At 64.1% G+C, this 21,592-nt stretch carries 21 protein-coding genes; 12 read left to right on the top strand and 9 right to left on the bottom strand.

The window, feature by feature from the left end; translation table 11 throughout:
- Positions 1-110 precede the first annotated feature (110 nt).
- From secG to AMK05_RS11315, 3 genes are all read left to right on the top strand, one after another.
- Entirely contained in the window at positions 111-653 is a 543-nt protein-coding gene (secG, locus tag AMK05_RS11325) for a preprotein translocase subunit SecG (RefSeq protein ID WP_064838534.1), read from the top strand.
- Positions 654-797: 144 nt separating this feature from the next.
- Positions 798-2,426, top strand: coding sequence for a CTP synthase (locus tag AMK05_RS11320; RefSeq protein ID WP_012557733.1), 1,629 nt, complete (start codon positions 798-800; stop codon positions 2,424-2,426).
- Positions 2,427-2,501: 75 nt separating this feature from the next.
- Positions 2,502-2,972 carry an SRPBCC family protein gene (locus tag AMK05_RS11315; RefSeq protein WP_064838533.1) on the top strand — a complete coding sequence of 157 codons (471 nt, stop codon included), beginning with the start codon at positions 2,502-2,504 and terminating at the stop codon, positions 2,970-2,972.
- 39 nt (positions 2,973-3,011) lie between these two features.
- On the opposite strand, the gene AMK05_RS11310 is transcribed toward AMK05_RS11315, so the two are convergent.
- Positions 3,012-4,100, bottom strand: a complete 1,089-nt coding sequence (locus AMK05_RS11310; RefSeq protein ID WP_064838532.1) for a citrate synthase/methylcitrate synthase — start codon at positions 4,098-4,100, stop codon at positions 3,012-3,014.
- Between the two features lie 83 nt (positions 4,101-4,183).
- Between AMK05_RS11310 and AMK05_RS11305 the strand changes: the two genes are divergently transcribed.
- The 5 genes from AMK05_RS11305 to AMK05_RS11285 all read left to right on the top strand — a co-directional run bounded on the left by AMK05_RS11305 (position 4,184) and on the right by AMK05_RS11285 (position 10,896).
- A complete protein-coding gene (locus tag AMK05_RS11305) occupies positions 4,184-5,329 on the top strand; it encodes a citrate synthase (RefSeq protein ID WP_064838531.1) in 1,146 nt (381 codons plus the stop codon).
- A 106-nt stretch (positions 5,330-5,435) separates the two neighbouring features.
- On the top strand, positions 5,436-5,954 hold the full coding sequence (locus AMK05_RS11300; RefSeq protein WP_064841342.1) for a FecR domain-containing protein: 519 nt from the start codon (positions 5,436-5,438) through the stop codon (positions 5,952-5,954).
- Positions 5,955-5,958: 4 nt separating this feature from the next.
- Complete coding sequence (locus AMK05_RS11295) at positions 5,959-7,815, top strand: CHASE2 domain-containing protein (protein ID WP_064838530.1); 1,857 nt, start codon at positions 5,959-5,961, stop codon at positions 7,813-7,815.
- Between the two features lie 99 nt (positions 7,816-7,914).
- On the top strand, positions 7,915-9,900 hold the full coding sequence (locus AMK05_RS11290) for a DEAD/DEAH box helicase (protein WP_064841341.1): 1,986 nt from the start codon (positions 7,915-7,917) through the stop codon (positions 9,898-9,900).
- Positions 9,901-10,236: 336 nt separating this feature from the next.
- A complete protein-coding gene (locus tag AMK05_RS11285; RefSeq protein ID WP_064841340.1) occupies positions 10,237-10,896 on the top strand; it encodes a class I SAM-dependent methyltransferase in 660 nt (219 codons plus the stop codon).
- Between the two features lie 18 nt (positions 10,897-10,914).
- On the opposite strand, the gene AMK05_RS11280 is transcribed toward AMK05_RS11285, so the two are convergent.
- From AMK05_RS11280 to AMK05_RS11260, 5 genes are read right to left on the bottom strand one after another with little or no spacing between them, the layout of a single operon-like run.
- Positions 10,915-12,138, bottom strand: coding sequence for a molybdopterin molybdotransferase MoeA (locus AMK05_RS11280; RefSeq protein WP_064838529.1), 1,224 nt, complete (start codon positions 12,136-12,138; stop codon positions 10,915-10,917).
- On the bottom strand, positions 12,135-12,632 hold the full coding sequence (moaC, locus tag AMK05_RS11275) for a cyclic pyranopterin monophosphate synthase MoaC (RefSeq protein ID WP_064838528.1): 498 nt from the start codon (positions 12,630-12,632) through the stop codon (positions 12,135-12,137). Before moaC ends, AMK05_RS11280 begins: the two co-directional genes overlap by 4 nt.
- A gap of 1 nt (position 12,633) precedes the next feature.
- Positions 12,634-13,446 (bottom strand): indole-3-glycerol phosphate synthase TrpC, encoded by an 813-nt coding sequence (gene trpC, locus AMK05_RS11270; RefSeq protein WP_064838527.1) that lies wholly within the window; start codon positions 13,444-13,446, stop codon positions 12,634-12,636.
- 9 nt (positions 13,447-13,455) lie between these two features.
- Positions 13,456-14,472 carry an anthranilate phosphoribosyltransferase gene (gene trpD / locus AMK05_RS11265; protein ID WP_064838526.1) on the bottom strand — a complete coding sequence of 339 codons (1,017 nt, stop codon included), beginning with the start codon at positions 14,470-14,472 and terminating at the stop codon, positions 13,456-13,458.
- Between the two features lie 8 nt (positions 14,473-14,480).
- Positions 14,481-16,373: a peptidylprolyl isomerase gene (locus AMK05_RS11260; protein ID WP_064838525.1), complete on the bottom strand. Its 1,893-nt coding sequence runs from the start codon at positions 16,371-16,373 to the stop codon at positions 14,481-14,483.
- A 220-nt stretch (positions 16,374-16,593) separates the two neighbouring features.
- Between AMK05_RS11260 and AMK05_RS11255 the strand changes: the two genes are divergently transcribed.
- Positions 16,594-16,875, top strand: coding sequence for a hypothetical protein (locus AMK05_RS11255; RefSeq protein WP_003586381.1), 282 nt, complete (start codon positions 16,594-16,596; stop codon positions 16,873-16,875).
- Between the two features lie 76 nt (positions 16,876-16,951).
- Here AMK05_RS11255 and AMK05_RS11250 read toward each other — a convergent pair whose 3' ends face one another.
- A complete protein-coding gene (locus AMK05_RS11250) occupies positions 16,952-17,206 on the bottom strand; it encodes a GlsB/YeaQ/YmgE family stress response membrane protein (RefSeq protein WP_064838524.1) in 255 nt (84 codons plus the stop codon).
- A 668-nt stretch (positions 17,207-17,874) separates the two neighbouring features.
- Between AMK05_RS11250 and AMK05_RS11245 the strand changes: the two genes are divergently transcribed.
- From AMK05_RS11245 to AMK05_RS11235, 3 genes are all read left to right on the top strand, one after another.
- Positions 17,875-18,030 (top strand): hypothetical protein, encoded by a 156-nt coding sequence (locus tag AMK05_RS11245; RefSeq protein WP_018495827.1) that lies wholly within the window; start codon positions 17,875-17,877, stop codon positions 18,028-18,030.
- Positions 18,031-18,460: 430 nt separating this feature from the next.
- Positions 18,461-19,339, top strand: coding sequence for a transglutaminase family protein (locus tag AMK05_RS11240; RefSeq protein ID WP_064838523.1), 879 nt, complete (start codon positions 18,461-18,463; stop codon positions 19,337-19,339).
- Between the two features lie 99 nt (positions 19,340-19,438).
- Positions 19,439-20,281 (top strand): transglutaminase-like domain-containing protein, encoded by an 843-nt coding sequence (locus tag AMK05_RS11235; protein ID WP_064838522.1) that lies wholly within the window; start codon positions 19,439-19,441, stop codon positions 20,279-20,281.
- On the opposite strand, the gene AMK05_RS11230 is transcribed toward AMK05_RS11235, so the two are convergent.
- Together AMK05_RS11230 and AMK05_RS11225 are read right to left on the bottom strand one after the other, a co-directional pair.
- On the bottom strand, positions 20,268-20,492 hold the full coding sequence (locus AMK05_RS11230) for an alkylphosphonate utilization protein (protein ID WP_010035073.1): 225 nt from the start codon (positions 20,490-20,492) through the stop codon (positions 20,268-20,270). The genes AMK05_RS11235 and AMK05_RS11230 overlap by 14 nt on opposite strands.
- A gap of 117 nt (positions 20,493-20,609) precedes the next feature.
- Complete coding sequence (locus tag AMK05_RS11225; protein WP_064841339.1) at positions 20,610-21,503, bottom strand: LysR family transcriptional regulator; 894 nt, start codon at positions 21,501-21,503, stop codon at positions 20,610-20,612.
- Positions 21,504-21,592: the final 89 nt, after the last annotated feature.

Raw genomic sequence — 21,592 nt, 5'->3', positions numbered from 1 at the left:
TATCCCGGGGCTTATTCCGGGCCGAAGGGCTTGGAATAGATGAAAGCCTCATGTAAAGAGCCGCCAGAATTCTTAACTTTGTCCGTCTCCAGGCGGGCAGGACTGGACCCATGCAGACCGTATTGATTGTCATTCATCTCATGATCGTGCTCGCCCTTGTCGGCGTGGTGCTCATCCAGCGCTCGGAAGGCGGCGGCCTCGGCATCGGCGGCGGTTCGGGCTTCATGTCGGCGCGCGGCACGGCCAATGCGCTGACGCGCACCACCGCGATCCTGGCGACCCTGTTCTTCCTGACCTCGCTCGGCCTCGGCGTTCTGACGCGTTACCAGGGCCGTCCGAGCGATATCCTCGACCGCATCCCGGCAACGGGCGGCCAGGGCAACGGCATTCTCGATTCGCTCGGCGGCGGCGCGCAGGCTCCAGCCAGCCAGCCGGCCGGCAACGGCGTTCCGAGCAGCGGTGCTGCCACGCCCGCACCGCAGGCCCCCGCCGCTCAAGCTCCGGCAACTGGGACACCGGCAACGACCGCTCCGGCGGCTCCGGCTGCCAGCGAACCTTCAGCGACGGCTCCGGCAACGACTGCTCCGGCCGCGCCCGCAACTCCGGCCGCGCCGGCACCGGCTCAGCCCGCCGGCGTCCCGACGGGACAGTAAACCGGTCTTCGACATAAACCGCCGGCAGGCCCTCGGGTCTGCCGGTTTTCTTTTGTTCAGATTCCTTCGCCAGGCTTCGAAAATTCCGGAAAAGAATTTTTGGGGCTGGTGGAATCGTTTTTGAAAAGGTATCCGGTGAATCCCATGGCGCGATACGTATTCATCACTGGCGGCGTGGTTTCCTCTCTCGGAAAAGGAATTGCGGCCGCGGCTCTCGGAGCGTTGCTGCAGGCCCGTGGATATCGGGTGCGGCTTCGCAAGCTCGACCCCTATCTGAACGTGGACCCGGGCACGATGAGCCCGACCCAGCACGGCGAGGTCTTCGTCACCGACGACGGCGCGGAAACCGATCTCGATCTCGGCCACTACGAACGCTTCACGGGGCGTTCGGCGACCAAGACCGACAACATCACCACCGGCCGCATCTACAAGAACATCATCGACAAGGAACGGCGCGGCGACTATCTCGGCGCGACGGTGCAGGTCATTCCGCACGTCACCAACGAAATCAAGGATTTCGTCATCGAGGGCAATGACGATTACGACTTCGTCATCTGCGAGATCGGTGGCACGGTCGGCGATATCGAGGCGATGCCGTTCATGGAGGCGATCCGCCAGCTCGGCAACGACCTGCCGCGCGGCACCGCCGTCTACGTCCATCTGACGCTGATGCCCTATATTCCGGCGGCCGGCGAACTCAAGACCAAGCCGACCCAGCATTCGGTCAAGGAACTGCAGGCGCTCGGCATTCACCCCGATATCCTGCTGGTGCGCGCCGACCGCGAAATTCCGGAAGCCGAGCGGCGCAAGCTGTCGCTGTTCTGCAACGTGCGCCCGTCGGCCGTCATCCAGGCGCTCGACGTCGCCAACATCTACGACGTGCCGATCGCCTACCACAAGGAAGGCCTTGATGACGAAGTGCTCGCAGCCTTCGGCATCGAGCCGGCGCCGAAGCCGCGTCTCGACCCCTGGGAAGAGGTCTGCAACCGCATCCGCACCCCGGAAGGCGAAGTGACGATCGCGATCGTCGGCAAATATACCGGCCTCAAGGATGCCTATAAATCGCTGATCGAGGCGCTGCATCACGGCGGCATCGCCAATCGCGTCAAGGTCAAGCTCGAATGGATCGAGTCCGAAGTCTTCGAAAAGGAAGATCCGGCGCCCTATCTGGAAAAGGTGCACGGCATCCTCGTGCCCGGCGGCTTCGGCGAACGCGGTTCGGAAGGCAAGATCCACGCCGCCCGCTTCGCCCGCGAACGCAAGGTGCCGTATTTCGGCATCTGCTTCGGCATGCAGATGGCGGTCATCGAGGCGGCGCGCAATCTCGCCGACGTGTCCGGCGCTTCCTCAACCGAATTCGGCCCGACCAAGGAGCCGGTGGTCGGCCTGATGACCGAATGGGTCAAGGGCAACGAGTTGCAGAAGCGCACGGCAGCCGGCGATCTCGGCGGCACGATGCGCCTCGGCGCCTATAAGGCGGCGCTGAAGAAGGGCACGAAGATCTCGGATATCTACGGTTCCACCGATATTTCCGAGCGTCATCGCCACCGCTACGAGGTCAATGTCGACTACAAGGACCGGCTCGAGAGCTGCGGCCTTGTCTTCTCGGGCATGTCGCCGGATGGCGTGCTGCCGGAGACGATCGAATATCCCGATCATCCGTGGTTCATCGGCGTGCAGTACCACCCGGAACTGAAGAGCCGGCCGCTCGACCCGCATCCGTTGTTTGCGAGCTTCATCGAAGCGGCGACGGAACAGAGCCGCCTCGTCTGACCACAATGACGATCCAGATCGCGCGATTTCAAGCGCGATCTGGGCAAGTGCTTGCTGTGCTCTATTTTGCCGGGCATGGCCACCCGACGCAGCACCACCGTTTCGCGCTTCATCGCCGCGCCGCCTCAGCGCATCTACCGTGCTTTCCTCGATGCAGAGGCGGTCGCCACCTGGCTTCCACCCGGTTCGATGAAGGGTATCGTCCATGCCTTCGACGGCAGGGAAGGCGGCGCGTTCAGCATGTCGCTGGTCTATGCCGATGAAGAGGCGTCGCAGCCAGGCAAGACCTCCGACAAGACCGACAGGTTCGAGGGCCGTTTCGCGAGGCTGGTGCCTGACGAACGGATCGTCTGGGCCACGGTCTTCGATTCCGACAACGAAAGCTTTTCCGGTGAGATGACGGTCAGCACGACATTGGCGCCTGTGGAGGGTGGCACCGCTGTGACGATGGTCTGCGACAACGTCCCCTCCGGCATCCGCCTTGAAGACAATGAGGAAGGCTGCCGTTTGACGCTCGGCAACCTCGCCGCTTTCGTCGGCGGCTGAGATTCGGCGGCAGGGCTGCCCCGCCGCCGAAGCCAATCGTCAGGCCGCGGCCGGCAGCGGGCCGATATAGACCGAGCGCGGACGAATCAGCCGGCCGTCGAGCGCCTGTTCGCGCGCATGCGCCAGCCAACCGACGGTGCGGCCAATCGCAAAAACGCCGGTGAAGGCGTCCCGCGGGAAGCCCAGCGCTTCGAGCAGCAGCGCGGTGTAGAATTCGACATTGACGTCGAGCGGCCGGTTCGGTTTGCGTGCTTTGAGGATCGCCAAGGCAGCAGCCTCCACGGCTTCGGCCAGCGCACCGCGGGTGCTGTCCACCTGCTCCGAGGCAATCAGCGGCCTCAGCGCGCCTTTCAACGCATCGGCGCGCGGATCGCGGACGCGGTAGATGCGGTGGCCGAAGCCCATCAGCCGTTCGCCGCGATCAAGCGCTCCGCCGAGCCATTGGCCGGCATTCTCGGCGGTTCCGATCGAATCCAGCATGTCGAGCACCGGCCCCGGCGCCCCGCCATGCAACGGTCCCTTCAGTGCGCTCACCGCCGCCAGGACCGAAGAGGTAAGGCCGGCCTGGGTCGAGGCGATGACGCGCGATGCGAAGGTCGAGGCATTGAGGCCATGGTCGGAGATCGTCACCAGATAAGTATCGAGCGCCGCCGTCTGCTCCCTGGTCGGCAATTGTCCGGTCAGCATGCGCAGGATATCGGCCGCCTGCGGCAGCGAGACCTCGGGCGCGATCGGTTTTTCACCGCGCTGCAGGCGCAGAACCGCGGGGAGGAAGACCGCGGGCGCCGCCAGGAGGCTCAGCGCGGTATCGAGATCCTCGCCATCGGGCAGCCGGGCGATCAGCGCCCGCATCGCATCGACCGGCGGCAGCGCCAGTATCGAGGCATCGGCCGCCTCGACATGGTGGAAAATCCCGGCTCGCACTTTCGCCAGCCACTCGCGCAATTGCGCTTCATCGAAGCTTCGCTCCATCAGCCCGTCGAGCAGCAATGCGGCGACACCCTCATAGCTGCAGTCTGCGACCAGATGATCGAGCGATACGCCACGAATGATCAGCCGCCCCGCTTCGCCATCGACATCCGAGAGCTGCGTTTCGGCGGCAATGACGTCTTCCAAGCCATTTTTCATGTTGTTTCTCCTTTACGACAAGGATGATCCGACCTACTCTCATTGACGTCAATCTTGATGTAATCGATCAACATGAGGCGTCGATGCCGTGGCTGACTGCCGAGGAAGCGCTGCAGGCGCTGAAGACCAAGCCGCAGACGCTCTACGCCAATGTCAGCCGCGGGCGCATCCGCGCCAAACCCGATCCCGCAGACCCGCGCCGCAGCCTCTATCAGGCTGAGGACGTGAAGCGGCTGGCCGAACGCCATGCCGGCCGCCGCAAGGCCGAAACGGTTGCCGCCGATGCGATCCGCTGGGGCGACCCGGTGCTGTCCTCGGCGATCTCCACCATCACAGCCGGACGGCTTTTCTATCGCGGACGAGACGCGGCCGATTTTTCCGAGGCGGCGACGCTGGAGCAGACGGCGGCATTGCTCTGGAACGGTGCGGAAGCACTTGCTTCCGCCACTGCAGCGGACCATGCGGCTCCATCGCTCCAGGCTGCATTCCTGGCGCTTGCCGGGCGAGTGACATCCGATCTGCCGTCACTCGGCCGCTCGCAAGCAGTGCTTCGCCGGGAAGCCGGCGGGGTGCTCTCTACGGTCGCCGATGCGCTGGCGCCGGGGCCCTCAGACCAGCCGCTGCATTTGCGGCTTGCAGAGAGCTGGCAGCGGCCGGATGCTGCCGATTGCCTGCGCCGGGCGCTGGTGCTGCTTGCCGATCACGAACTCAACGCCTCGACCTTTGCGGCACGGGTGACGGCATCGGCGGGCGCCGCCCTTTCGGCGGCCGTGCTTTCCGGGCTGGCGACGCTGACGGGGCCCCTGCATGGCGCCGCCTGGCAGGGCGTCGACAGCTTGATCGCGGTGGCTGCCACCCTTGGGGCGGACCAGGCGATCCGCCGCACGCTTGCCCAAGGCCATCGCCTGTCGGCCTTCGGCCATCCGCTCTATCCCGACGGCGATATCAGGGCGCACGCGCTGCTTTCGCATTTCCCCCTGCCGCAGCCGTTTGCCGAGGTGCGGCAGACCGGCGAGGAGATGGTCGGCGAGAAGGTCAATGTCGACTTCGCGCTTGCCGCCATGGCCGCCGCTTTCGATCTGCCGCGGGAGGCGCCGATCATCCTGTTTTCGCTTGCCCGTTCCACCGGCTGGCTGGCGCATGCGATGGAGCAGATCGATAGCGGCGACTTGATCCGGCCGCGGGCGCGTTATGCCGGGCCGGTGCCTGAAACCACCACCAGCCCCTAAGAATTGCCTAGGGAAATATCCGAATTCGGCTATCATGCCCGACATGGAAGAAGACGGTTGGCGGGCGCTTTCGAAAAAGCTGTCCGCGCGATCATGGGGGCTTTCCATGCATAGGACCTTTCGCAGCCTGCTTGCCGCCGCACTTGCTGTCGGCCTCATTCCGCATGGAGCGGCCGTTGCGCAGTCTGCCGGCTGCACGATCGCGCGCGACGCCGGCGCCCGCCAGGTGTTCACCTGTCCAGGCGGGGTCAAGATCACGGCGGAGGCTGGCGCTTCCTTCCGCCTTGCCGACCGCAACCGTGACGGCAGCCCTGATTCGGCATCGCTGCGGCGCAAGGCGATCCTCGTCGATGTCGACGGCAGCCAGCATGTGGGCGGTTTCCAGGTGGTGACGCCGCAGGCGATCGCTGCGGTGCGCGGCACGCAATGGGCCGTCGACGTCGCCAGTGGCAAGACTTCGGTGCTGGTCGTCAGAGGCAGTGTCGCCGTCCGCCGGCCGGTCGGCGAGCAGGTGGTGCTGTCGCCGGGCGAGGGCGTCGACGTCAGCGGCGGCAGGGAACCGCTCGTCGTGCGTCGCTGGCCGGCGCCGCGCGTCGCCGCCCTTCTTGCCCGACTCGGCCAATAAATCCATGAACCATCGCCTGCAGACGGTGATCGCGCTGCTGCTCGCCGGTCTTTGGGGGGCGGCACTCGGCTATGCCAATCTCAATGGCGGAAGCGGGCTGCTCGACCGGATGGAGGCCTCGCTTGCCGACATCCGCAGCGTCGTCATCGGGGCGAAGACGCCGCCTCCCGTCGTCTCGATCGTCGCCATCGACGACCGCACCGCTGCCACCCACGGCTATCCGCTTGATCGGGCCACGCTTGCGCGCTTGGTCGGCGCAATCACCGCCTTAAAGCCGAAGGCGCTGGCGCTCGACATTCTGCTCGTCGATCCGGGGCCGGAGGAGGGCGATGCGGCGCTGGCTGCCGCCCTTGCCGAGGGTCCGAGCGTGATTGCCGCCGCGGCTACCTTTGCCAGGAGCCGCCAAGAGGTCAGCAATGCGGCGAACGATCCGCTTGCCGCCATCCCCGAGGCAAACCAGATTCTGTTGCCGCTTCCCCGCTTCGCCGAAGCCGCCGCGGTCGGCATCGTCAATGTCGCCACCGATCAGACCGGCACGCCGCGCTTCATCCCGCTGATTTCGCGTGGTGCGGATCGGCTGGATCCGGCCTTTCCGCTGCGTGCCGCGTCGGTGGCGCTCGGCGCCGATCCCAGCATCGAGCCCGATGCCATCATGCTCGGAAAGCTGCGTATCCCCACCGATATCGGCCAGCGCCTGCCGGTGACTTTCTACGGCGGGCGCGGCAGCATCTCCACCTTGAGCGCCACCGATGCGCTGGATGGCAAGCTTTCTGGAGATGCCGTTGCCGGCAGGATTGTCGTCATCGGCTCGACGGTCACCGGCGGTGGCGACGTCTTCCCGACGCCGTTCGACCCCGTCATGCCTGGTGTCGAGGTGATGTCGACGGCAATCACCCATCTCGTCAGCGGCGACGGCATGGTGCGCGACCACCGGATCCGCCTGATCGATGCCGGCACCGCCGTCGGGCTGCCGCTCGTGCTCGTTTCGCTGATTGCCTGGCGGCGGAGTGCTGCGGGCTATGTCATCATCGTGCTGACGCTGATCGTCTGGGCGGTGCTCAATCTGTCGGCCTTTGCGCATGGCTACTGGCTGAGCGCGGCGCTGCCGATCGCCGCAGCGCTGCCGCCGGCGCTGATCTTCGGCGCGGCCGAACTCTGGCTCGATCGCGGCCGCGCCCGCCATTTCGCCGAGCAGAGCGCGCTCTTGCAGCGCATCGAGGCGCCGGGTCTCGGCGAGTGGCTGGCGCGCAATCCGAATTTTCTTGCCCAGCCGGTGCGCCAGAACGCCGCCGTCATCTTCATCGATCTCTCGGGGTTCACCGGCCTCAGTGAAAATCTCGGGCCGGTCAAGGTCAGCGAGGTGCTGAGCGGTTTCTTCGAACTGATCGACGAGGAGGCGCGCGCTCACGGCGGCGCCATCACCAGCTTCATGGGCGACGGGGCGATGATCCTGTTCGGCTTGCCGGAGCCTGCCGCTGACGACGCCGCCCGGGCCGTCGCCTGCGCCGTCAGCCTGTGCGAGCGCACCCGGGCCTGGCTTCAGGCGCATGCGGGATTTGCCGAGAAGAAAATCGGCTTCAAGGTCGGCGCCCATTGTGGGCCGATCGTTGCCTCGCGGCTCGGCACTGGCGACCGGCAGCAGATCACGGCGGCGGGCGACACCATCAATGTCGGCAGCCGGCTGATGGAGGTGGCCGCCCTCCATGGCGTCGAGCTGGCGCTGAGCGCTGAAATCGTCCGTGCGGCAGGCCCCGACAGCGTGCTGCTGCGGGCCGGCCGCATGGAGGGTCCGTTGGAAACGGCGCTGCGCGGCCGGGCGAGCCATATCGACACCTGGCTGTGGCGCAGCCGCACGCTTTGACAATCGCCGCCGGAGCGGCTAGGAACGGCGCAAATACCCCGCCGGCTGGCTCCGGCCATGGCGCATTTCGCGCCTGACAGCTCCGAAAGATCGAAACCCATGACAGAATTCAACGGCGTCGTTCCGGCGATCGCCAAGGCGTTGCAGAAGCGCGGTTACGCCGAACTCACCCCGGTGCAGAAGGCGATGCTCGATCCCAACCTCGCCGCCTCCGACGCGCTGGTCTCGGCCCAGACCGGCTCCGGCAAGACCGTCGCTTTCGGCCTGGCGCTGGCGCCGACGCTGCTTGAAGGCACGGAGCGCTTCGGCAATGCCGGCGCGCCGCTCGCGCTTGTCATCGCCCCGACGCGCGAACTTGCCCTGCAGGTGAAGCGGGAGCTCGAATGGCTCTATGAGATGACCGGCGCCGTCATCGTCAGCTGCGTCGGCGGCATGGACATCCGCAGCGAGCGCCGAGCGCTCGAACGCGGCGCGCATATCGTCGTCGGCACGCCCGGTCGTCTCTGCGACCATATCCGCCGCCGGGCGCTCGACATGTCGGAACTGAAGGCCGCCGTGCTTGACGAAGCCGACGAGATGCTCGATCTCGGATTCCGTGAAGATCTGGAATTCATTCTCGATTCGGCGCCGGACGAACGCCGGACGCTGATGTTTTCGGCAACCGTGCCGGCCGCGATCGCCAAGCTTGCCAAGAGCTACCAGCGCAATGCCGTGCGCATCAGCACCGCCGCCGAGGAAAAGCAGCATATCGACATCGAATATCGCGCGCTGATGGTGGCCCCGAGTGACCGCGAGAACGCGATCATCAACGTGCTGCGCTATTACGAGGCGACCAACGCCATCGTCTTCTGTTCGACGCGCGCTGCCGTCAATCATCTCACGTCGCGTTTCAACAACCGCAATTTTGCCGTGGTGGCGCTTTCCGGCGAGTTGACGCAGAACGAACGCAGCCATGCACTGCAGGCGATGCGCGACGGCCGCGCCCGCGTCTGTATTGCGACCGACGTCGCTGCCCGCGGCATCGATCTGCCGGGCCTCGATCTGGTCATCCACGCCGACCTGCCGACCAATCCGGAAACGCTGCTGCACCGCAGCGGCCGCACCGGCCGGGCCGGGCGCAAGGGTATCAGCGCCATGATCGTGCCGCTGAATGCACGGCGCAAGGCCGAGCGCCTGCTCGAGAATGCCGGTATTTCGGCCGCCTGGGCTCGCCCGCCATCGGCCGAAGAGGTGAATGAGCGCGACGACGAGCGGCTGCTCGCCGATCCGATCTTCAGCGAAGCGCCGCAGGAGGAAGAGCAGGGGCTGGTGCAGCAGCTGCTTTCCAGCCACGGCGCCGAAAAGCTCGCCGCCGCCTTCCTGCGTCTCTACCGCACCAATCATTCGGCGCCGGAGGACCTGATCGAGGTCACCGTGCAGGATGGGGGCAGCCGCAAGCGCCGCGACAATGCCGAGTCTTACGAGCCGGCGCAGAAGGGACCGCGCGAGGATTTCGGCGCCAGCGTCTGGTTCTCCGTCTCGGTCGGGCGCAAGCAGAATGCCGAGCCGCGCTGGCTGATCCCGATGCTCTGCCGCAACGGCAATGTGACGAAGCGCGAGATCGGCGCGATCAAGATGCAGCCCGAGGAAACCTTCGTGGAGATCGCGGCAGCGAGTGCCGAAAGCTTCCTGGCGGCGATCGGTCCGAACAAGGCGCTCGAACGCGGCATCCGCGTGACCAGGCTTTCCGGCACGCCGGATTTCAGCCGGGCGCCGTCGCCGAAGCCCTACGCTGGCAAGTCGTCGCGTGACGAACGGCCGGGTGACACGTTCCGCGACGAACGCCCGAAAAACAAGTTCGGCAAGGGTCCGGGCGGCGGATATGCTGCAGCCGACAATAGCAGCCAGGAAAGACGCGATAGCAAACCCTGGAGCAAGAAACCCGGCAAGCCCGGCTTCGATGGTCCGAAATTCGACAAGCCGAAATACGACAAGCCCAAATATGAAGGCGGCAAATCCGAAGGCGCCAAATCCGAACGCCCGAAATTCGAGGGCAAGGGTGGCGCCGGGCCGAAGAACAAGTTCTCGAAGAAGAAGCCCGGCTGATTGTGCCGTAGCCCTTCGCCGGTCGAGGCGGAGGGCTTTATTCCTAGAACAACGGCATGCGGCATTCGCATGAGGTCTTTTGAATCGGATTTCGCAATGGGGCAGCACTGCTGCCTGGTTGGCGAAGGCTGCCCCTCACCCTAACCCTCTCCCCGTAAACGGGTAGAGGGGACGTGCCAAACGCAGCGTTAAAGTTGAGGGGGCGGGTGCGGCATATCCCCTTCGCCCCGCTTGCGGGGAGAAGGTGCCGGCAGGCGGATGAGGGGCAGACGGCGATCTCTTAGGACGACAATTTTCTACTACTTGTGTCTAAATGAGGCAGGGAGCATGACGAAGATGAAACGCTCCGGCACGCCGTGTCCCGATCCGGCCGCCTTCATCCAGGCCCATCTGCCGATTTCACCCGTTCCGCTCATTCCCGAAATCCTGCTGCATACGGCGGGGCCTGCGAGCGGGCTCTGGCGGCTTGCCGGCCGCGAAGAAGGCGATCCAGCGCCCTATTGGGCCTACCCCTGGGCCGGCGGCGCCGTGCTTGCCCGTCATCTGCTCGACCGTCCTGAAGTGGTCGCCGGCCGTCGCGTCCTTGATCTCGGCTCCGGCTCCGGGCTCGTCGCCATTGCGGCGGCAAAGGCCGGAGCTGCCGCGGTCACGGCGGTCGATGTCGATGCCAACGCCATTGCCGCAATCGGCCTCAACGCGGCGATCAACGGCGTGAACATCCTGGCCGTCGCCGTCGATATCATCGAGGCACCGCCGCCGGAGGAGACCGATATCCTCGCCGTCGGCGATCTGTTCTACGATTCCGCGCTTGCATTGCGGGTGATGGCTTTCCTGCGGCGTTGCCAGGCCTCCGGCATCGAGGTGCTGATCGGCGATCCCCATCGCGCCTACCTGCCGCAGGGCGCACTTCAGCGTATCGCGACGCATGCGGTTGCGGATTTCGGCGCAGGGTCCAGCGACGGGGTAGTGCAGGCGGGCGTTTTTTCCCTTTCCTGAAGCAGGTGACGGCCTGAGCTATACCAGAAGATCCGGCCGCAACAGCATGACCGGGCAGGGCGCTCCGGCCGGTAGCTCCGGCGCATGCGGCGGGCGGATGATGAGGCAGTCGGCTTGGGCAAATACCTTCATCATCGAGGAGTCCTGTTTGCCGAAGGGTTCGGCGAGCCAGTCTCCGGCGGCGGATTTCGAGAGTTTCGACCTGATATAGTCCTGGCGGTGGTCGTTGGCGCGTAGCGTCACGGCTGCCTCCACCATTGCCTCGCGCTGCACCGGCGGCAGGGAAGCGAGTTTGCGGATCAGCGGCTCCAGGAACAACAGGGCGCAGACCAAGCTCGAGACCGGATTGCCGGGCAGGCCGAGCACATGGGTCTCGCCGAAGCTGCCGACCATCAGCGGTTTGCCGGGGCGCATGGCGATACGCCAGAAGTCCAGCTGCATGCCGGCCTCGATCAGCGTTGCCTGTACCAGGTCATGGTCGCCGACCGAAGCGCCGCCGAGCGTGACGATGACGTCGGCCTTGGCGTCTCGCGCCGCGTCGATCGCCGCCGTGATCCTGGTCTTATCATCAGGCACGATGCCGAGATCGAGCACGTCGGCGCCGGCTTTGCGGGCAAGGGCTGCGATACCGAACGTATTGGATGCGATGATCTGCGAAGGGCCGGGCGTGCTTCCGGGCGGCAGCAGTTCGTCGCCGGTTGCGAGGATGGCGATCAGCGGGCGTTTGAGGACCTCGACATCGGGCCGGTTCATGCCGGCAGCAACCGTCAGTCGCGAGAAATCGAGCACGGTGCCGGCCGACAGCACCGCTTCGCCTTCGGCAAAATCCTGGCCGCGGGGACGTATGTGCTGGCCCTGCCGGACCGGGAAATTGGTTCGGATGCCGCCCTCGATCTTCTCGGCATCCTCTTGCAGCAGGACGCTGTCGGCGCCCGACGGAACCGGAGCGCCGGTGAAAATGCGGACGGTCTCGCCCTTGCCGACGCTTCCTTCAAAGGCATGGCCGGCTGAAGATGTGCCGATGACCTTCAGCACGGCGCCCGGGTCCGGCGCGTCGTCGCGGCGTAGCGCATAACCATCCATGGCCGAGGCGTTGAAGGGCGGTTGGGTTATCGCGGCCTTGAGATCGACGGCCAGGACGCGGCCTTCGGCCTCGGCGAGCGGCAACGTCTCCGATACCGCGACTGGCCTTGCGCGAGAGAGCAAGCGGCTTAAGGCCTCAGTGACCGGGAGAAGGTTCATCTCGCCTCCGGATGGCGAAAATCGCCCGACTTGCCGCCGGATTTTTCCAGCAGCCGGATGCCGCCGATCTCCATTGCCTTGTCGGCGGCCTTGGCCATGTCGTAAATGGTGAGGCAGGCGACCGAGACGGCGGTCAGCGCCTCCATCTCCACACCGGTCTTGCCGGTCAGCTTGGCGGTTGCCGTGACGCGCAGGCCGGGAAGGGCGGCATCTTCCTCGATCTCGACCGTAACCTTGGTCAGCATCAGCGGATGGCAGAGCGGGATGAGATCGGCGGTGCGTTTGGCCGCCATGATGCCGGCAAGGCGCGCCGTGCCGATGACGTCACCTTTCTTGGCATCGCCCTGGCGGATCAGCGCCAGCGTTTCCGGCGCCATCTTCACATGGCCCTCGGCCGTGGCGATACGCACCGTCTCGGCCTTATCCGAGACATCGACCATATGCGCCTCGCCGGAGGCATCGATATGCGTGAGGCCGGGCTTTCCGCCGCTCATGTCATTCGGCCGCGATGGCGGCTTCGCCGAAGAGCAGCGCGCGGGTGGCGGCCGTCACATCGTCCTTTCGCATCAGGCTTTCGCCGACCAGGAAGGTGCTGATATCCACGGCCTGCAGGCGCTTGCAATCGGCATGGGTGAAGATGCCGCTTTCGCCGATGAGGAGGCGGTCTGCCGGAACCATGGAAGCAAGCGTCTCGCTGACCGACAGGCTGACCTCGAAGGTGCGCAGATTGCGGTTGTTGATGCCGATAAGCGGCGAGGACAGCTTCAGCGCCCGCTCCATCTCCTCGGCGTCGTGGACCTCGACCAGCACGTCCATGCCGAGCGAGAACGCTTCGTCCTGCAGACGCTCTGCATCGTCATCGGTGAGCGACGCCATGATGAGCAGAATGCAGTCAGCCCCCCAGGCGCGCGCCTCATGGACTTGATAAGTCTCGAACATGAAATCCTTGCGCAAGGCGGGCAGGGCGCAGGCGGCCCGTGCCGCCGTCAGGAATTCCGGCGCACCCTGAAAGCTCGGCGTATCGGTCAGCACCGAAAGGCAGGCCGCGCCACCGGCTTCGTAGGCCTTCGCCAGCGCCGGCGGATCGAAATCCGGACGGATCAGCCCCTTCGACGGGCTTGCCTTCTTGATCTCTGCGATCAGGCCGAAATTGCCGGCGTCACGCTTGGCCGTCAGCGCTTTGTAAAAGCCGCGCGGCGCGGACTGGCCGGCCTGCATCGCCTTCAGCTCGGCAAGCGACACCGCAGCCTTGGCGGCCGCGATCTCCTGACGCTTGTAAAGTTCGATCTTCTTCAGGATATCGGTCATCGGGCAATCCTAGTCGATATCGTTGGACACGGCGATGAGTTTGTCGAGAGCGAGTGCGGTGGCGCCGCTATCGAGCGACTGCGCCGCCAGCGTCATGCCGTCGCGAATCGTCTCAACCTTGCCCGCGATCACAAGCGAGGCGGCAGCATTGGCGAGCGAAATATCGCGATAGGCATTCTTGGCGCCGCTCAGCACCTCGCGAAGCGCTGCGGCATTGGCGACGCCGTCACCGCCCCTGATGTCGGCGAGCACGCAGGGGCTGACGCCGAAATCGGCGGGCGACAGCTCGAAGGTGCGGATCTTGCCGTCTTCGAGCGCGGCCACCTTGGTGATGCCTGTCGTGGTGATCTCGTCGAGGCCGTCGCCATGGACCACCCAGACGCATTCGGAGCCGAGATCGCGCATGACTTCGGCAAGCGGCACCAGCCATTGCGGCGAGAAGACGCCGAGCAGCTGGCGCCGGACGCCGGCCGGACTGGAAAGCGGGCCCAACAGGTTGAAGATGGTGCGGGTGCCGAGTTCGACACGGGAGGGGCCGACATGGCGCATGGCGGAATGATGAAGCTGCGCGAACATGAAGCCGACGCCGGCCTCGCTGATGCAGCGGGAGATGATCTCGGGACCGACATCGAGCTTGACGCCGAGTGCGGCCAGATTGTCCGCCGCGCCCGATTTCGAGCTCAGCGCCCGGTTGCCGTGTTTTGCGACAGGAACACCGGCGCCGGCAACGATCAGCGCCGCCAGCGTCGAGATATTGTAGGTGCCGCTGGCATCGCCGCCGGTGCCGACGATGTCGATCGCGTCGGCCGGCGCCTCGACGGTCAGCATCTTCGAGCGCATCGCGGTGACGGCGCCGACGATCTCGTCGACGGTTTCGCCACGCACGCGCAGCGCCATCAGGAAGCCGCCGATCTGCGAGGGCGTCGCCTGACCGGACATCAGGATGTCGAAGGCGGCGCGGGCCTCGTCACGCGTCAGCGGCTCGCGGCTTGCAGCCTTGGCCAGGAACGGCTTCAGATCGGTCATAAGGCCTCCTAACGAAGCGTCGCCTGTTCGGCTAGCGTCTGGTTGATCTGCGCGCCGTACTGCGTCTGCAGCAGGTTGACCATCTGATCGAGAATATCGTCGCCGGCGGCGTTGGCCATGGCGGTGATCTGGGCATCGCGGTTGTTCAGCGCGTCGCTGGTCGGCTCGCTGTTGACTTCGGTGACCTTCATCAGGATCTGCGTCGAGGGATCGGCGCCGACAGCGCTCGCGACCGCATCGATCGGGCCGGAGAAGGCGGCGGTGACGCCGGCGCGGCCAAGCACCGGGTCATCGGTGGAGCGGGTGACGCCGCTCTTGCTTTCGACGGCGATGCCGAGCGGCGCTGCGATATCGGCAAGCGCGGTGCCCTTGGCGGCTTCGGCCTTCAATGCGTCGGCCTTCTTGGCGAGTTCGACCTTCTGCTGTTCCGCCGTCCAGTCCTCTACCGCTTTTTCCCGCACTTCGGCCACCGGGCGCTCGCGGGTCGGGGTAATTTCGCGAACGTTGAACCAGACATAGCCGTCATTGCCGATCGGCAGCGGCGGCGCATCGACGCCGACCTCGGTCTTGAAGGCTTCGCCAAGCAGCTGCTGCTTGACGGGAATATCCTTGACCTCTTTGCCGTCCTTGTCGGCGCCGGTCATATCGACGGCGTCGACGGTCACGGCCTTCAGTTTCAGCTGGCCGGCGATATCCTCGAGCGTGGCGCCGCCGGCGCGCAGATCCTCGATGCGGTCATGAACGTTGATTACTTCCTGCGAGGCATTGGAAAGCGCCAGCTGCTTGCGGATGTCCTCCTTCACCTCATCGAAATTCTTGGTGGTTTCCGGCTTGATGTTGGTGACGCGCAGGATGACGGAGCCGAAGGAGCCATCGACGACAGGTGTCGTGCCGCCATCCTTCGAAACTGCGAAGGCCGCGTCGGCCACGGCCTGGTCGGGTACCTTGTCCTTGGTGAATTCGCCGAGCAGCACGTCGCTTGCCGTCTTGCCCTGGTCGGAGACCAGCTGGTCGAAGCTGGTGCCGCCCTTCAGCGCCGCTTCGGCAGCGGTGGCAAGATCCTTGCTGGCAAAGGTCAGCTGTTCGATGGTGCGGCTTTCCGGCGTGCGGTAGGTATCCTTGCTCTTGTCGAAGGCTTCGTGGATCTGATCGTCGGTGACGGTCGCGGCGTCGGCGATATCGGCGGGCTGCAGCGAGAGATAGACGAGTTTGCGATACTCAGGCGCCTGGTAGCGCTGCTTGACGCTCTCGAACCACGCTGCCAGCACATCGTCGGCAGGTGCCTTGATCGGTTCGATATTGGCGTTGGTGAGCAGCAGATAATCGATGCTGCGGCTTTCATTGCCATAGAGCTTCAGCGCGTCGACCAGCGTCTTCGGGGCGGTGAAGCCGTTCGATATGGCATCGACGACCTGGCTGCGGACGGCGACCTTGCTGCGCTCCTTGATGTAATCGTCCTGGCGGATATTGGCATTGCGCAGCCGCGAGACGAAGAGTTCACGGTCGAACTTGCCGTTGACGGCCTTGAAAGCCGGATCGTCGGCGATCAGCTGGGCGAGGCGGTCTTCGGACAGGCCGAGGTTCATGTCTTCGGCGAGCTGGTCGAGCGAGGCGCCGGCAACGAGTTGGGCGAGCACCTGTTGCTCGACGCCGAAGGCGCGGGCCTGTTCCGGGGTGAGGCGCATGCCGAACTGCTGGCCGAGGCTTGCCACCTGGCGCTGGTAGGCGAGGTGGAATTCGTTGACGTCCACATGCTGATCGCCGACGGTCACGACCGTGGTGCTGCTGCCGCCCGACAAGAGCTGATGCGACACGCCCCAGGCGCCGAAGGAGACGACGAGGAGAAGCAGGAGCAGCTTGGCAACCCAGGTCTGAGCAGCTCTTCTCAGGATATGGAACATGGAAACGCAAACCTCGCAGTATCATTAGAGCCGCGCGCGGGCGGACATTCGACGTTCCTTAAAACAAACCCGACAGGAAATGAAGGGTTTGTCACACGAAAAGCTGCACAAGCGCGCCGCTTATCCGCGGCGGCTTTGCGGCCAACAAAAGATCGGTTGCGGGGGAACCTTTCGGGCCGCCATTTCGTTGAAGCGGCATCCCATGCAACAGGAGCAGACCATGGCTGATTTGAAAACCGCTTCCGCCGAATCCACCGCTGCGCGCGTCAAGGCTGATATGGCAGCAGACGACCTGTCGGCGCAGGTCGCAGCCCTTCGCAACGATCTCTCCCGGCTGACGGAAAGCGTGGTCGCGCTCGGGCAGGGGGCAAAGTCGGCGGTGACCGACGAGGCGTCGCTGATGACGGAACAGCTGCGTGACAAGGTTCGTGAAGAGCCGCTCATGGCGCTCGCGGTGACGGCAGGCATCGCCTATGTTTTCGGCCTGCTGAGCCGCCGCTGAAAGACAATTCGGGAAAGACAAAAGCCGGACGCGAGGCGCGCCCGGCTTTGAATTGTGTCTGCTCTGTCCGCGGCAATCAGCGTCGGATGGCGCGACCGACGAAAATCAGAATGCAAGCACCGACGAAACCGGTGATCAGGTAACCCAGCCAACCAGCCAGCGGTTGGATGTGCAACAGACCCAGGATCCAGTTGGCGACGATGGCGCCGACGATACCGAGCAATATGTTCATCAGCAAACCCATGTTGCTGCTCATGACTTTTTCCGCCAGCCATCCGGCGATGCCACCGATGATGATGGCTGCAATCCAACCCACGCCTGCGTTTTCCATGGTTATCTCCCTCCTGGCAAAACGAGTCACAGAATGCACGAAACGAAAGGAAGTTCCACTCCCAGTTACGAGATTGCCTGCCGGTTCAACAACTTATGTGACTTACGGCTGCAACATGGTCACGGGCGAGTGCAACGCGTGGGCAGCAATCTGGAACAACAGGCCGGCAATGGCAAGCATTGCGAATCCCAACGGCATGATCAGGCTTTTTGTAAACATTGTCCCTCTCCCTTTGCATAAAGCATAAGCTGAAGAGGACGCCGCGCAAGTATATTATTAATGAATAGTTAAGCAAGGCATTTAGTTAAAGTTTAATACATCCAATGATGTCGGAATACTTGTAGAAATTGAAAGTGTTTTCGTTCGATATTTCTGAGTGCACGGGCGAGGACGCGCACCTATCGCGCTCGGCGGTTTGCGGGAGGTGGTGGGCGGCCGGATCCTATGTCCGGTGAACGACGAGCATGAAGACGAGGAAAGACGCTGTCGCAACGGTCGCGGCGAAGGCAATCTGATAATCCATGTCGTGGCACCTCGGTTGGATGGCTTCCATAAACGCCGGTCGCGCCATAGAGTTCCCTATGCCCTTCGTGCTGAATGCCGGTGGATTGATTTTGCCGGGGAATGCATCATCTTTCCCTTATCGCCAATCCATCCGGGGAACGTTGATGTCAAAAGCCGCAATCGCCATCGCCTGCATCTGCCTGCTCACGCTTTCCGGCTGCGGCAACACCGCATACGGGCTGAAGAAGGATGGACAAGAGGCGAGCCACGCCATGGACAATGCGACACACCGGGTGCTTTCCGCCGGCGCCAAGAAGTAAGGAACGTGAGAAAAAAGCCCGCCTGGGGTGAGGCGGGCTCGCAATAACAGGAGGAATGGACGGATAGACGCCGTCTCTGCTAATGAAGCATTTCCTAAAGCGTGTGGCTTTACGTCATTCGACGTATCCGCCACCGTTCCGGCAGCAGCCTATACGATCAGGCTTCGGAATCGGATCAGAAGTTGCCCCAGTTCTGGGCGCGGGCACGGGCGCGAATAATCCGATATTCGCGACCGCCATAGAGCGAGCCGATTGTCAGCATAAGCGTCAGAACGTCCCAGATGATATGCATTTTATCCTCTTAGGTTGGACGGCTCTGCCGTCGATCGGTTGATGCAGAATAACAATCTTTCGAATGTGCTTATATGACAAGAAATCGGGATAAGCGGGAAGCGGGACGGGCGCGCCTCACGCAGAGGAATGGCGGCCGATGACGATATTTTCCGTCCGCCACATCACGTCCTATCGTTACGTCAGGGAAGTCGATTTCGGCGAGCATCGTTTGATGTTCCGGCCGCGCGACAGTTTCGACCAGCGGCTGATCGAAGCGTCGTTGACGATATATCCTGAGGAAAGTCATGTGCGCTGGATCCACGATGTTTTCGGCAATTGCGTGGCGCTCATCGATATTTCGAGGCCGGCGTCCGAGCTTCGCTTCGAAACCTGGATCACGCTCGATCATACGCCCCAGGTTGCCCTCGATCTCAAGGTGGACGATCAGGCCCTGACCTATCCCTTCTCCTACGACAAGGACGAGATTGCCGATCTGACGCCGGCGATGCAGCGCCATTATCCCGACCCGGGCGACGAGGTGGGACGCTGGGCGCGCCGGTTCGTGCGCCAGGGGCGTCCGACGGAGACCGGGCATATGCTGATGACGCTGTGCTACGCCATTCGGGAAAGTTTCGTCTATGCCCGCCGGATGGAGCACGGAACGCAGACACCGCTCCAGACTTTGCAGCTTCGCTCCGGCACTTGCCGGGATTTCGCGCTCTTGATGATGGAGGCGGCACGCGTGCTCGGCTTGGCGGCGCGGTTCGTCACGGGTTATGTCTATGTCCCCGACCGGGACGGCTCCACCGTGCTCGGCGGCGGCTCCACCCATGCATGGTGCCAGGTTTACCTTCCCGGCGCCGGCTGGGCGGAATTCGACCCGACCAACGGGATTGTCGGCAACCGCGATCTCATTCGTGTCGCCGTCGCCCGCGATCCGCGCCAGGCGGTGCCGTTAAGCGGCAGCTATGATGGCGATGGGACGGATTTCGACAGCATGACGGTGCAGGTCAACGTCACCACGAAGGAAGTCTAATCCCGATGTTCGGGCGCGGCGACATTTGCGGCCGGGAACCGGGCAGGACGCTCGACGTTGCATAGTCACGCCATTTGTGCGGGACGCGAGGACGCCACCATGAAAATACGCGCCGGGTTTCATCTGGGCTATGAATGCATACAGCCGACGCCGATGCTGCTTGCTCTTAACATTCATCCTTCGCGCCGCGCCGATCTTCTCAGCGAGCAGGTCCTGACATTCGATCGGCCGATCGAAACCTGGGAATATACCGACGGTTTCGGCAATGCCTGCAGCCGGATCGTCGCCCCGGCTGGAGTGACGACGATCTCCACCGAGTTCGAGATCTACGACAGCGGCCAACCCGACGTCGTTCCCGACGACGCCGTGCAGCACGCGATCAACGACCTGCCGGACGAGGTGCTCGTCTTCCTGCTCGGCAGCCGCTATTGCGATACCGACAGGCTTGCCGATTTCGCCTGGGCAACCTTCTCGTCGACGCCGCTCGGCTGGGCGCGTGTCCAGGCGATCTCCGATTTCGTCCACGACCACATCACCTTCGACTACCTGAAGGCGGACCTTCTCCGGACCGCGCATGGCGGCTTCGTCGACAAGGCAGGCGTCTGCCGCGACTTTGCCCATCTCGCCATCGCGCTGTGCCGATGCATGAATATCCCGGCCCGCTATTGCACCGGCTATCTCGGCGATATCGGTGTTCCGATCGATCCCAACCCGATGGATTTCAGCGCCTGGTTCGAGGTCTTTCTCGGCGGTCACTGGCATACGGTCGATGCCCGTCACAACGCGCCGCGCATCGGCCGAATCCTGATGGGAACCGGCCGCGACGCCACCGACGTCGCAATGTCGACGGCCTTCGGACCGGCTACGCTTACCCGCTTCGAGGTGATCACCGAGGAAGTGCCGCAGGTGGGGACGAGGGAGGCCGGTCCTATGCCTTCTTGAGGAATTCCGTCTTCAGCACCAGGCCTTTGACCTGCTTGGTGTTGCACTCGATTTCGCCGGGATTGTCGGTCAGGCGAATGCCCTTGACCAATGTTCCACGCTTCAGCGTCTCGGAGGTTCCCTTGACCTTGAGGTCCTTGATCAGCGTCACGGAATCGCCGTCGTGAAGCTGGCTTCCGTTGCTGTCCTTTACGATGATGTCGTCGGCCATGATGTTCCCGCCTGATAGTTCGCCTGATGATCTTCGGCGGGAAATCACGTCGACACGGGATAGTCAACCATCACGAACGGATCGATCGTCTGCCCGCGGTGCTCCGTCGCCAATCGATCACGTCGCCGCGCAGGCATCCCGAACGCAGCCGCGCAGCCAGCGATGGCCCGGATCGGCATCCATCCTCGGATGCCAGAGCAAGGAAAGCGTGATCTCTGGGATCGGAACGGGCAGGGGAAAACTGTGCATTTCCCGGCGCAATGCGCCTGTGTGCCGTTCCGGAACACAGGCGATCAGATCCGAGGCGCGGGCGAGCGCCAGCGCCGTGGAAAAACCGCCGACAATGGTGACGATCTGCCGTTCCAGCCCGAGCGCATCGAGAGCTTCATCGATCGGTCCCTTGTCGAGCCCGCGCCGCGAGACGGCGATGTGCCGGCCGGCCGCATATCGGGTGGCCGTGAGCTCGCCCTGGCAGAGCGGATGCCCTGCGCGCACGACGCCGATGAACCGGTCGCGGAACAAGGCCTGCGCCCTCAACTCCGGCCCCATCGTTTCGCCGACGATGCCGGTTTCCAGGTCGACGCTGCCGTCGCGCAACGGGGCGCTGTCCTTATCCGGTTTCTGCACGAAGCGCAGCCGCACGCCGGGCGCTTCATCACCGAGGCTGGCGATAAGGTCGGGTCCGAAGCTCTCGGCGAAGCCCTCGCTGGCGCGCAGCGTGAACGTTCGGACCAGGCGTTTGAGATCAAGCGCCTCGGCAGGGCGCAGCACCGCCTGCGCATCCTCGACGATCCGGCCGACCCGCTCGCGCAGTTCCAGTGCCCGGGGCGTGGGGACGAGGCCGCGGCCGGCGCGCACCAGCAGCGGATCGCCCGTCGTCTCTCGCAGTCGCGCCAACGCCCGGCTCATCGCCGATGGGCTGAGTCGCAGCCTGTGGGCGGCGCGGGCAACGCTGCCTTCGGCAAGCAGCACTTCCAGGGTGACAAGCAGGTTGAGATCGGGTGTCGACATCATCCGATATAACACGACATCATGTGGCGTCCAACGCATGAATAGAATGCAAATGCTGCGCGTTTCGCCATGTCGGCCGGAGGATTATG

The sequence above is a fragment of the Rhizobium sp. N324 genome, from assembly GCF_001664485.1.
Classification (GTDB): domain Bacteria; phylum Pseudomonadota; class Alphaproteobacteria; order Rhizobiales; family Rhizobiaceae; genus Rhizobium.
The sequence above is the reverse complement of the archived record's forward strand: the minus strand, read 5'-3'. Positions and strand labels throughout refer to the sequence as shown.

Coding starts and splice junctions, on each gene's coding strand:
- AMK05_RS11255 (WP_003586381.1), top strand. CDS start 16,594: ATGGCTGATTTGAAAACCGCTTCCGCCGAATCCACCGCTGCGCGCGTC.
- AMK05_RS11245 (WP_018495827.1), top strand. CDS start 17,875: ATGTCAAAAGCCGCAATCGCCATCGCCTGCATCTGCCTGCTCACGCTT.
- AMK05_RS11230 (WP_010035073.1), bottom strand. CDS start 20,492: ATGGCCGACGACATCATCGTAAAGGACAGCAACGGAAGCCAGCTTCAC.
- moaC (WP_064838528.1), bottom strand. CDS start 12,632: ATGAGCGGCGGAAAGCCCGGCCTCACGCATATCGATGCCTCCGGCGAG.
- trpD (WP_064838526.1), bottom strand. CDS start 14,472: ATGACCGATCTGAAGCCGTTCCTGGCCAAGGCTGCAAGCCGCGAGCCG.
- AMK05_RS11235 (WP_064838522.1), top strand. CDS start 19,439: ATGAAAATACGCGCCGGGTTTCATCTGGGCTATGAATGCATACAGCCG.
- AMK05_RS11295 (WP_064838530.1), top strand. CDS start 5,959: ATGAACCATCGCCTGCAGACGGTGATCGCGCTGCTGCTCGCCGGTCTT.
- AMK05_RS11285 (WP_064841340.1), top strand. CDS start 10,237: ATGAAACGCTCCGGCACGCCGTGTCCCGATCCGGCCGCCTTCATCCAG.
- AMK05_RS11310 (WP_064838532.1), bottom strand. CDS start 4,100: ATGAAAAATGGCTTGGAAGACGTCATTGCCGCCGAAACGCAGCTCTCG.
- AMK05_RS11240 (WP_064838523.1), top strand. CDS start 18,461: ATGACGATATTTTCCGTCCGCCACATCACGTCCTATCGTTACGTCAGG.
- AMK05_RS11320 (WP_012557733.1), top strand. CDS start 798: ATGGCGCGATACGTATTCATCACTGGCGGCGTGGTTTCCTCTCTCGGA.
- AMK05_RS11280 (WP_064838529.1), bottom strand. CDS start 12,138: ATGAACCTTCTCCCGGTCACTGAGGCCTTAAGCCGCTTGCTCTCTCGC.
- AMK05_RS11305 (WP_064838531.1), top strand. CDS start 4,184: ATGCCGTGGCTGACTGCCGAGGAAGCGCTGCAGGCGCTGAAGACCAAG.
- AMK05_RS11300 (WP_064841342.1), top strand. CDS start 5,436: ATGCATAGGACCTTTCGCAGCCTGCTTGCCGCCGCACTTGCTGTCGGC.
- AMK05_RS11225 (WP_064841339.1), bottom strand. CDS start 21,503: ATGTCGACACCCGATCTCAACCTGCTTGTCACCCTGGAAGTGCTGCTT.
- AMK05_RS11290 (WP_064841341.1), top strand. CDS start 7,915: ATGACAGAATTCAACGGCGTCGTTCCGGCGATCGCCAAGGCGTTGCAG.
- AMK05_RS11260 (WP_064838525.1), bottom strand. CDS start 16,373: ATGTTCCATATCCTGAGAAGAGCTGCTCAGACCTGGGTTGCCAAGCTG.
- secG (WP_064838534.1), top strand. CDS start 111: ATGCAGACCGTATTGATTGTCATTCATCTCATGATCGTGCTCGCCCTT.
- trpC (WP_064838527.1), bottom strand. CDS start 13,446: ATGACCGATATCCTGAAGAAGATCGAACTTTACAAGCGTCAGGAGATC.
- AMK05_RS11315 (WP_064838533.1), top strand. CDS start 2,502: ATGGCCACCCGACGCAGCACCACCGTTTCGCGCTTCATCGCCGCGCCG.
- AMK05_RS11250 (WP_064838524.1), bottom strand. CDS start 17,206: ATGGAAAACGCAGGCGTGGGTTGGATTGCAGCCATCATCATCGGTGGC.